At 61.6% G+C, this 7,907-nt stretch carries 6 protein-coding genes; 2 read left to right on the top strand and 4 right to left on the bottom strand.

Annotated elements, in window-relative coordinates:
• Nucleotides 1–102: 102 nt before the first annotated feature.
• Entirely contained in the window at nucleotides 103–1,107 is a 1,005-nt protein-coding gene (locus tag ACW9HX_RS28615) for an AraC family transcriptional regulator (protein WP_457383157.1), read from the bottom strand.
• 100 nt (nucleotides 1,108–1,207) lie between these two features.
• Between ACW9HX_RS28615 and ACW9HX_RS28610 the strand changes: the two genes are divergently transcribed.
• Nucleotides 1,208–2,281, top strand: a complete 1,074-nt coding sequence (locus ACW9HX_RS28610) for a fatty acid desaturase (protein ID WP_457383156.1) — start codon at nucleotides 1,208–1,210, stop codon at nucleotides 2,279–2,281.
• A gap of 220 nt (nucleotides 2,282–2,501) precedes the next feature.
• Here ACW9HX_RS28610 and ACW9HX_RS28605 read toward each other — a convergent pair whose 3' ends face one another.
• The 3 genes from ACW9HX_RS28605 to ACW9HX_RS28595 are packed head-to-tail and all read right to left on the bottom strand — an operon-like array spanning nucleotide 2,502 to nucleotide 6,537.
• The gene (locus tag ACW9HX_RS28605; RefSeq protein ID WP_457383155.1) at nucleotides 2,502–4,112 is read right to left on the bottom strand and encodes an arylsulfatase; all 1,611 of its coding nucleotides are present in this window, start codon (nucleotides 4,110–4,112) and stop codon (nucleotides 2,502–2,504) included.
• Between the two features lie 14 nt (nucleotides 4,113–4,126).
• Entirely contained in the window at nucleotides 4,127–4,942 is an 816-nt protein-coding gene (locus ACW9HX_RS28600) for an ABC transporter ATP-binding protein (protein WP_457383154.1), read from the bottom strand.
• Entirely contained in the window at nucleotides 4,939–6,537 is a 1,599-nt protein-coding gene (locus ACW9HX_RS28595; RefSeq protein WP_457383153.1) for an ABC transporter permease, read from the bottom strand. The genes ACW9HX_RS28600 and ACW9HX_RS28595 overlap by 4 nt, the downstream gene beginning before the upstream one ends.
• Before the next feature lie 303 nt (nucleotides 6,538–6,840).
• On the opposite strand from ACW9HX_RS28595, the gene ACW9HX_RS28590 reads away from it, so the two are divergent.
• Nucleotides 6,841–7,854: an ABC transporter substrate-binding protein gene (locus ACW9HX_RS28590; protein WP_457383152.1), complete on the top strand. Its 1,014-nt coding sequence runs from the start codon at nucleotides 6,841–6,843 to the stop codon at nucleotides 7,852–7,854.
• Nucleotides 7,855–7,907 lie beyond the last annotated feature (53 nt).

Raw genomic sequence — 7,907 nt, 5'->3', positions numbered from 1 at the left:
ACAGTAATCGAGGTGTGACACAGATTTTTGTACGCCCCAATCTTTGTGGGAGCGGGCTTGCCCGCGAAGAGGTCAGTTAATCCAACCCGAATTGCGGGTCAGTCAGCGCAACTGATCGCGAAACTGCCCCGGTGTCATCCCGGTCCAGCGCTTGAACGCCCGGCTGAAGCTGCTGGTGTCGGCAAATCCCAGCAGATAACTCACCTCGCTCAGCGAGCATTGCGGATCCCGCAGGTGCAGCAGCGCGAGGTTTTCGCGGCTTTCATTCAGCAGAGTGTCGAAACGGCAACCCTCGTCCGCCAGATGCCGTTGCAGGCTGCGCAGGCTCAGGTGCAGGGCCTGGGCGATGCGTTCAGCGCTGGGTTCGCCTTCGGGCAGTTGTTCTTCGATGGCGTCGCGCACCTTGCGCTCCCAGGTCAGCGGCTTGAGCTGGGCGAGGGTGCGTTTGAGCACTGCTTCGTTGTGTTCGGCCAGTTCCGGGTTGGCGTCGTCGAGGTGGCTGTCGAAGTCGGTGAGGGCGAATTCGATCCGGTCTTCTTCGGCGGAAAAATACACCGGCGAGCGGAACACCTTGTGCCATTGATGCGCATCAGCCGGTTCCGGGCGACGCAGGTACACCGCCAGTGGCGCGTAGTCACGGCCCAGGCGATTGCGGCAGGTGCGCACGTAAATCGCGGCGAAGGCGTCGATGGCTTCGAAGGCCGGGGCCGGGTTGTCGGCCGGGATTTTCAGGCGAAACCGGTAGCGGTCTTCGGTGCGGGTCAGCTCCAGTTCCAGCGCGTCGCTGACCACCTGGTGATAACGCACGATCCGCTCGAACACTTCCCGCAGGCTGCCGCTGGCCACCAACGCGTAGCCCAGCGCGTGAAACGTCGTGGGGCTGACGAACCGCGACACCCGCAAACCGATCGCCGGATCGCCGCTGACCTGCACCGCGATTTCCCACAGGCGCGTGGTGGCGGACAACGGATAGCGGGCGTTCGGGTCGTCCATCAGTTGCGGATCGAGCCCGGCCTGCTGGCACAGGGCAGTGCTGTCCAGCCCCAGCGCGTCGAGTTGCTTGCGCAGGGCACGGGTCCAGCTGGCGAGAGAAGTCGGTTCCTTCATGCTGATTGGCGCTTCCGGTCAACAGGTTGGCGTTCTCGGCTACCGCGTTCGGACCCTGCGCGGGGCAGGATGCGAACATCAATAAACAGAGGATGGAAGCATGGACCGTACTTCTGCAAGTCCCCAGCGACACAATGCTGCCCAGCGATCAGCGCATATTCGCGAAGTGGTGCTGGCCAAAGGCGTCGAGCTGCGCGAGCGCTACCCGATTCTCAAGCATCAGGACGCCCTCGGCGCGGGTATTCTGACCTTCGCCCTGGTCGGGATGATCGGTTCGGCGGCGCTCTACATAACCGGACACATGGCGTGGTGGGCGTGCCTGTTGCTCAACGCGTTTTTCGCTTCGCTGACTCACGAACTCGAACATGACCTGATCCATAGCATGTATTTCCGCAAGCAGCGCGTGCCGCACAACCTGATGATGGGCCTGGTGTGGCTGGCGCGGCCGAGCACGATCAATCCGTGGATCCGCCGTCACTTGCACCTCAATCACCACAAGGTGTCCGGCACTGAAACCGACATGGAAGAACGGGCGATCACTAATGGCGAGCCCTGGGGTTTTGCGCGGTTGCTGATGGTCGGCGACAACGTGATGTCGGCGTTTATCCGCATGCTGCGGGCCAAGACCTGGGCGCACAAGTTCAGCATCATCAAGCGCTCCCTGAAGGTCTATGCGCCGTTGGCGCTGGTGCATTGGGGGGCGTGGTATGTGTTTCTGGGGTTTCATGCCGCCAATGGCATCGCTTACTTGATGGGCTCGCCGATTGAATGGTCGGCGACCACGTTGTCGGTGATGCAGGTGATCGACATTGCCGCCGTGGTGATCATCGGCCCGAATGTGCTGCGCACGTTTTGCCTGCACTTCATCAGCTCGAACATGCATTACTACGGGGATGTGGAGCCGGGCAATGTGCTGCAGCAATGTCAGGTGTTGAACCCTTGGTGGCTGTGGCCGTTGCAGGCGTTCTGCTTCAACTTCGGCAGCAGCCACGGGATTCATCATTTTGTGGTGAAGGAGCCGTTTTACATTCGCCAGTTGACGGTGCCGGTGGCGCACAAGGTGATGCGGGAGATGGGGGTTCGGTTTAATGATTTCGGGACATTTGGGCGGGCGAACCGGTTTGTTCGCAGGGAAAATGAAGGGTTGGTGGGGAAGGCAGTCGAGTTGAACTGACTTTGTGTTTTCGGCTGGAGAACCAGCCCTCACCCTAACCCTCTCCCGGGGGGAGAGGGGACTGAATGGGGGATATTTAGGAGATACACCGACTTGAAAGTGCTTTACCGAATCCATAATCGACTCGGTATTTCAGGTCGATGTATAGAGAAAGACAACGCGGTCAGTCCCCTCTCCCTCCGGGAGAGGGTTAGGGTGAGGGCAGCTCTTGATCTGAGCCTCAATCCGGTTGAAACGGCGATTCACTCAAAATCACCCCGGTCTCCTCCACATACCGCTGCCAATGCTCGATCAGCGCTTCAAGCTTCTGCGGCTGACTTAACGCCAGGTCATGAATCTCCCCCGGATCACTGCCCAAATCATAGAGCTGCCAGGTCGCCGGCCCCACTGGCCCGGGGATCCACACCGCCTTCCACTGCCCCTGCCGAATCGCCCGGCGCCCGAACAGTTCCCAGCCGGTAACGGTGTGTTCGTCATGCACCTGCGCCGTCTCGCCGGACAAGAAACCCAGCCACGATTTCCCGCGCAACGGCGCCACCGGTTTGCCGTGCCATTGCTTGCCGGGATGCCGCACGCCGGCCAGATCGAGAATGGTCGGCGTAATGTCCATCACCGTGCCGAAACCATGGCTGATCTGCCCCTTCAGCGGCAGCTGCGGATAGTGCAGCAGTGCCGGAACGCGAATCCCGCCCTCGGTGGTGAAGGCCTTGAACAGGCGTGACGGCGCGGTCGCCACCTGCGCCCAGTTCGGCCCGTACCAGACGTAGGAGTTGGCGCGGCCGATGTTGTCGAGGCTGTTGTCGTAGTGCTGGCTCAGGTACGTCACCAGCTCCGGGCCGAATTTCGGGAAAGCCTCCAGCAGCGCGCCTTCGGCACCGTTGTCGGACATGAACAGGATGAAGGTGTTGTCGAGCTGGCCTTGCTGGCGCAGGTAGTCGACGACGCGGCCGATGTTCCAGTCCATGCGCTCGACCATCGCGGCGTAGACCTCCATCGCCCGGGCGGAAACCCGTTTTTGTTCATCGCTGAGCGCTGACCATTGCGCGGTCAGCTGGATCAATGGATGCGGCTCGACATCCGGCTCGATCAGGCCCAGCGACTTGAGTTTTTCCAGACGCTCCAGGCGCAGCACTTCCGGCCCCGCGTCGTAGCGGCCACGGTATTTTTCGACGATCTCCGCTGGCGCCTGCAAAGGCCAGTGCGGTGCGGAAAACGGCAGGTACGCGAAAAATGGCCGACTCTGATCGCGCTCCTTGAGGTACTGCAACAGCTTGTCGCCGAAAGCGTCAGAGGAATAGAAATCCTTCGGTAGTTCGTCGATGAAGGTGTCGTCCTCGATGTACAGCGCCGGGGTGGATTTCAGCAGGCCGGGCGTGTGTTCATCGTAGGTCGGTTCGAATCCGTAGTGGTTCGCCGCGCCGGGCAGCAGCGAGAACGAGCGCTCGAAACCACGGGCGTGGGGCGCCAGTTCGGCAGTCAGGCCGAGGTGCCATTTGCCGCTCATCAACGTCTGGTAACCCGCTTCGCGCAGCAGCTCCGGCAACGCGACGACGCGGTCGTTGAGATAACCCTCGTAACCCGGTTTGCCGATCAGATCCGGGGTCAGGGTTTCGGCCATGGTGCCGATGCCGGCGATGTGGTGGTCGGTGCCGGTGAGCAGCATCGAACGGGTCGGCGAACAGGTCGGTGCGGTATGGAAGTCGGTCAGGCGCAGGCCATTGTTGGCAAGAGCATCGAGGTTCGGCGTGGCGATTTCGCCACCGAAGGCCCCGATGTCAGAGAAGCCGAGGTCATCGGCCAGAATCACCAGAAAGTTGGGACGTTGCGGCATCAACAGGCTCCTGTTCAGCAGGCAATGAACGACAACGGCAGATCACGGATCTGCACCGGTGCGCTCGGTTGGTAATGGTCGTCACTGGTCAGTTCGTGCAGCAGTTCTTCGCGCAACTGATGGAAGTCGAAACTGCTGCGCTGGCGCGGATGGGGCAGGGCGATGTCCACCACCTGTTTGATCCGGCCGGGGCGCGGCTCCATCACGACCACGCGGTCGGCGAGGAAAATCGCTTCCTCGACGTCGTGGGTGACCAGAATCGTGGTGATTTTTGCCCGCTCACGGATCGCCAACAGCTCGTCCTGCATCTGCTGGCGGGTCAGCGCATCGAGTGCGCCGAAGGGTTCGTCGAGCAGCAGGATTCGTGGGCTCGCTACCAGTCCGCGAGCAATCGCCACGCGCTGGGCCATGCCGCCGGAGAGTTGATGCGGGTAGGCGCGGGTGAAGTCGCGCAGGCCCACCAGTTCGATGAAATCGTTGACGCGTTGCTGCTTTTCGGAGGCCGCCAGCGGCTCGTTGACCAGGCCCAGGCCGATGTTGTCGGCCACCGTCAGCCACGGGAACAAGCGGTGTTCTTGAAACACGATGCCGCGCTCGCCGCCGATCCCGCTGACGGCTTTACCATCGACCGTGATCTGCCCGCGAAACTGCGTGTCGAGGCCCACCAGCAAGCGCAGTAACGTGGATTTGCCGCAGCCGCTGGAGCCGACGATGGCGACGAATTCGCCTTCTGCAATGTCCAGATTGAATTCGCGAATTGCCTCCAGTTCGAAACCGTCGACGTCGAAGGATTTGCCTACGTGGGTGAAGCTAACAATGGGTGCGTTCATGCGTGTCTCCAGCGGGTGGCGCGGATTTCCAGGCGTTGGCCAATGAGGTTGAGCAGGGCGCCGGTGAGGCCGACCAGCAGCATTCCGGCCATGATCAGGTCCATGCGCAGCAGTTGATGGGCGCCGATCATCTGGCTGCCGATGCCGCCGTTGGACGGCATGAAATATTCGGCACCGATGGTGCCGAGCCAGGCGTAGATCAGGCTCAGACGCAGGCCGGCGAAGATCCCCGGCGCAGCGCCCGGCAGCACCAGTCGACGCAGGCGCTGGCCGAGGTTCAGGCGCAGCACCTGCGCGGCTTCGTTGAGTTGCGGCGAGAGGTTGGCGACGCTGCGTTGAGTCGCGACAAACAACGGAAAGAAAGCGGCGAGGGCGACGAACACCCACTTGGCCAGTTCGCCCAGACCGAACCACGCGGTGAGCAGCGGTACCCAGGCGAAGATCGCGATTTGACGCAGGGCGGCGAGGGTCGGGCCGAGCACGCGTTCGCTGGTGCGCGACAGCCCCAGTAGCAAGCCCAGCACGAGGCCGAGGCCGCCGCCAATCAACAGGCCGCCGAGTGTGCGGCCCAGGCTCAGGGCCATGCCCGAGATCAACGTGCCGTCGAGCAAACCGTTTTTCGTCGCCTCCAACACTACCCACGGGCTCACCAGAATGTTGGCCTCGATCCATTGCTGATCGACCGCCAGTTGCCACAGGGCCAACAGCGCCAGTGGCAGCAGCCACGGCTGCACGCGCTGCCAGCCTTCGTAGCGCGGTCCGCGACGAATTTCCGCCGTGGCCGGGTGCGGCCAGTGCACCAGTTTTCTGTCCAGCAGACCGATGCCGCGATCCATCGCCACGCCGATCAGTCCGATCACCACGATGCACACGAAAACGATGTCGAGCATGAACAGCTGCCGGGCCCAGACCATCAGGTAACCGATGCCCTCGCTGGAGGCCAGCAGCTCGACGGCGAGCAACGAAGTCCAGCCAGCGGCCAGCGCCAGACGCACGCCGGCCATGAACGCCGGGAGGGCGGCGGGCAGCACCAGTCGACGGATCAACAAGCGTGGCGGCAGGCGCAACACGGCGGCGGCTTCGCGCAGTTTCGGTTGCGCATCACGCACGCCGACCAGGGTGTGCAGGGTCACCGGCACCACGATGGCCTTGATCAGCACCACCAGTTTCAGCGTTTCGCCGATGCCGAAAAACACCATGAACAGCGGAATCCACGCCAGCGTCGGCACTTGGGCCAGGCCAGCGAACGTCGGGAAGATCAGGCGTTCGAGACGACGGCTGAAGCCCAGCGCCGCACCGAGCACAGCACCGGCGGAGACGCCCGCCAACAGGCCCCAGAACAACCGTTGCAGACTGATCCACAAGTGACTCCACAACTCGCCCTGGGACAGCTCGGTCGCGCTGTTCCACACCAGTGAAGGCGCCGGCAGGATCTGTTCGCTCATCCATTGATTGCGCGCTGCCAGCCACCACAGGGCGAACAGTCCGAGCGGCAATATCCAGGGTAAAAGGCGGTGGCTCAGGCTTGGCCAGGTGCGCCGGCTTTTCAACGGCGGAGCGGCCAGTGGCAGGCTGAGCAGGGATTCACGGGCCATGGTGACCTCCGTTGTCGGGTTGGATCGAGTCAGCGGAATTAGCTAAAAACCAATTGTTATAAGCGAGTTGTAAATTAATCATTTTGGAGATAAGCAGCGCCATTTAAGGCCTCCAGCCCTGCACGCATCCAATGCATTCGAAGAATATTTTCGATGCTCTCCATGCATACCGCTCTGCATGTCCCGACTTTGCTGGCTTAGCGTGAAAAGCTATAAAAATGTGCTTTTTAAGTATTTAAGCGCTGATGCGGATTGCGCCTACTTTCGGCTCCTCAATGCCCGCCGTGATCAGGAGCCGCACCCATGAACCTTCCCTTCAAACGTGTCATCAGTCTGTTTGCCGCGCCGGCACTGGCGGGTCTGTTGGCGTTCTCTGCCCAGGCCGACGAGCTCAAGGAAATCAGGATTGCCGTGCCTGATCTGAGCGCGGGTACTCAACACAGCGGCGGGGGCATCGTGGATGTGCTGCGCGATCAGCAGATCTTCGAAAAGGCCTTCGCCGATCAGGGCATCAAGATTCAGTGGAGTTTCTTCAAGGGCGCGGGACCTGTGATCAACGAGGCGTTCGCCAACGGCCAGGTGGACCTGGCGTATCTGGGTGATCTGGCGGCCATCATCGGCAAGTCCAACGGGCTGGACACGCGTCTGCTCAGCGCCAGCGCCCGGGGTGTGAAGCAATACCTGGGCGTGGTGCCGGGTTCGGGGATCAAGACGTTGCAGGATCTCAAAGGCAAGCGCGTGGCGATCTTCCGCGGCACTGCGACACAATTGTCGTTCGATGCGGCACTGGCCAGCGTGGGCTTGAGCGAGAAGGACGTGAAGGTGATCAACCTCGATTTCAACGCAGCGGTTGCCGCGCTGGCGGCGAAGCAGATCGATGCGTCGTGGGGCAGTTCCGGGCTGACCGCTTTGCAGGCCAAGGGTTTGGCCGAACTGCCACTGAATACCAAGGACCTTGGCGGCGCCGGCAGTGTGCAGGCTGTTCTCCTGGGCACCGGAAAATTTGTCGATGCACATCCGGACGTCGTGGCAAAACTGCTCAAGGCACAGCAGCAGGCAGTGGAGTGGCTGACTCAGGACAGCAACAAGGACGCCTACGTGCAACTGGTCTCGGGGCTGGCGAGTTATCCGCCGGTGATCCTGACCCAGGATCTGAAGGATCAGAACCTGAGTGAAGTCTTCCCTTCGACACTGGACCCGCTGTTCCTCGAAAACCTGCAGGGCAAGGTGGATCTGGCGGCGCAGCAGAAGCTGATTCGCAAGCCGTTCAAGGTGAACGAATGGGTGGTGCCTGAACTGGCAGCCGCGAAGCTCTGAATTTTTAGCGTCAGAACAGACCTCATCGCCAGCAGGCTGGCTCCCACATTTGG

The sequence above is a fragment of the Pseudomonas sp. SDO52101_S400 genome, from assembly GCF_054071635.1.
This window is presented reverse-complemented; position numbering and strand designations above follow the sequence as displayed.

Bases quoted from the DNA above. Each gene is read 5' to 3' on its own strand.
- ACW9HX_RS28615 (WP_457383157.1), bottom strand. From the start codon at position 1,107: ATGAAGGAACCGACTTCTCTCGCCAGCTGGACCCGTGCCCTGCGCAAG.
- ACW9HX_RS28610 (WP_457383156.1), top strand. From the start codon at position 1,208: ATGGACCGTACTTCTGCAAGTCCCCAGCGACACAATGCTGCCCAGCGA.
- ACW9HX_RS28605 (WP_457383155.1), bottom strand. From the start codon at position 4,112: ATGCCGCAACGTCCCAACTTTCTGGTGATTCTGGCCGATGACCTCGGC.
- ACW9HX_RS28600 (WP_457383154.1), bottom strand. From the start codon at position 4,942: ATGAACGCACCCATTGTTAGCTTCACCCACGTAGGCAAATCCTTCGAC.
- ACW9HX_RS28595 (WP_457383153.1), bottom strand. From the start codon at position 6,537: ATGGCCCGTGAATCCCTGCTCAGCCTGCCACTGGCCGCTCCGCCGTTG.
- ACW9HX_RS28590 (WP_457383152.1), top strand. From the start codon at position 6,841: ATGAACCTTCCCTTCAAACGTGTCATCAGTCTGTTTGCCGCGCCGGCA.